This is a genomic window from Polynucleobacter sp. 35-46-11 (assembly GCF_002281105.1).
This window is the reverse complement of sequence record NZ_NCFJ01000386.1, coordinates 1-2457: the sequence shown is the minus strand read 5'-3', so window position 1 is coordinate 2457 and position 2457 is coordinate 1. Positions and strand designations below refer to the sequence as shown.

At 46.6% G+C, this 2457-nt stretch carries 1 protein-coding gene; it reads right to left on the bottom strand.

The genetic code is table 11. The features are described from left to right. Window positions 1–69 precede the first annotated feature (69 nt). Window positions 70–2457, bottom strand: a 2388-nt coding sequence (gene leuS, locus B7Y67_RS15275) for a leucine--tRNA ligase (protein WP_293599371.1), incomplete at its 5' end; no start/stop codon positions are given.

Genomic DNA, 2457 nt, shown 5'->3' with positions numbered 1-2457 from the left:
CAAGCAGAGTACGTCGAAGTTGATTTACGCGCATGTGTTTAGTTTCTATTCAAAGTAATTTGCAAGTATCTAAGCAACAATATTGATTAAGCGACCCGGTACCACAATCACCTTTTTAGGGGCTGCGCCGTTTAATGCTTTCATAGCAGGCTCACTTTGTAATGCCAAAGCCTCAATTTGCTCTTTAGTAGCATCCGCAGGCACACGAATATCACCGCGCAGCTTGCCATTAATTTGCAACATGATGGTCAGCTCAGTTTGAATCAGCGCAGCTTCATCCACTACAGGCCATGGCGCATCTAATAGCGTGCCAAAAGCTTGATCACACCCAATCTCATTCCAGAGGGCATGCGTCAAATGCGGAACCACTGGGTACAGCACTCGGATCAAAATACTTAAACACTCACGCAATACAGCAGGCCTCACTGTAGTCTTGTCGCCTAATTTCACAGGCTCTAAGACGTTCAGCATCTTCATTGCCGCAGAAACTACGGTGTTGTATTGACGACGCTGATAATCAAAGTTAGCCTGCCTCAGAATGGTGTGGACTTCACGACGCAATTCTTTTTCAGCATCATTTAAATCACTTGGCAATACTTCAGAGGCAGCGCGGATTGCATCAGCTTGACTGCTGGCATACATCCAAACACGGCGCAAGAAGCGTGAGGCACCCTCTACGCCGGCACTAGACCATTCCAACTGTTGCTCAGGAGGGGCAGCAAACATCACAAATAAACGCGCAGTATCCGCACCATATTGATCAATCAAAGCTTGAGGATCAACGCCATTATTCTTACTCTTAGACATCTTCTCAACGCCACCAATAATGACGGGGGCACCAGAAGCATCACCCCTCAATTTTGCGCTTTGAGGGCGGCCTTTTTCATCCAACTCGAGCTCTACATCCAAAGGATTTAACCAAGTCTTTTTACCGGATGCTTCCTCAGAGTAATAAGTCTCGTTAAGAACCATGCCTTGCGTCAGCAAGTTCTGGAAGGGCTCATCAAAAGTAATGAGATTGAGATCACGCATGACCTTAGTCCAGAAGCGTGCATAGAGCAAATGCAAAATCGCATGCTCAATACCGCCAATGTACTGATCCATCGGCATCCAGTATTCGTTACGCTCATCGACCATAGTCTTCGCATCTGGACCGGTGTAACGCATGAAGTACCAAGATGAATCTACGAAGGTATCCATCGTGTCAGTCTCACGACGTGCAGGCTTGCCACATTTTGGACACTTCACATTGAGGAAGTCAGCACGCTTATTGAGCGGATTGCCACTGCCATCTGGTACGCAATCTTCAGGTAACACTACCGGCAAATCTGCTTCAGGCACTGGCACAGCACCGCAACCAGGATTACTCTCATCGCCACAATGAATAATCGGAATTGGTGTTCCCCAATAACGCTGACGTGAGATACCCCAATCGCGCAAACGGTAAGTGGTTTTGATTTCACCAATGTCCATTTGCTCTAAGTCTTTTGCTACTGCATCAACCGCCTCTTCGTGCGATAAGCCATCGTATTTGCCACTATTGAGACAAACGACATCATCCTTCTGCGCATACCAATCTTGCCAGTGGCTAGTATTGAACATATCTGATGGGTTGCGCAAAGCGATCACTTGCTTAATAGGTAAGTCATATTTGAGGGCAAATGCAAAGTCACGCTCATCATGTGCAGGCACACCCATGACCGCGCCATCACCATAGGACATCAGCACGTAATTACCAACCCAAACTGGTACTGGCTCATTAGTAAGTGGATGCGTCACATATAGACCTGTGAACATACCTTCTTTTTCTTGAGTAGCAAGATCAGCCTCAATTACGCTACCGGTTTTGCATTTCTCAACAAATGAAGATAACTCTGGATTATTGATTGCCGCTATCGCTGCCAATGGATGCTCCGCAGCAACGGCGCAGAAAGTAACACCCATGATGGTGTCAGCACGGGTTGTAAAGACATATAGCTGACCATCTTGAACAAAATTACCGTTTGCATCAGCAATCTCATGCTTAAAAGCAAAACGGACACCGCGGCTTTTTCCAATCCAATTTTGCTGCATCGTCTTGACGCGCTCAGGCCAACCTAAATTATCTAGACCAGAAAGTAATTGCTCTGCATAGGCAGTGATATTGAAGTAATAGCCCGGGATTTCGCGCTTTTCCACCAAAGCGCCGGAGCGCCAGCCGCGTCCATCGATCACCTGCTCATTTGCCAATACGGTTTGATCGATTGGATCCCAATTCACGACTTGAGTCTTGCGATAAGCAATACCCTTTTCGAGCATCTTCAAAAAGAGCCATTGGTTCCAACGATAGTAGTCAGGACTACAAGTAGCCACTTCACGCGACCAATCAATTGCAAGACCCATAGCTGCCATTTGCTTTTTCATGTAAGCAATGTTGTCGTAGGTCCATTTAGCTGGTGGCACTTTATTCTGAATCGC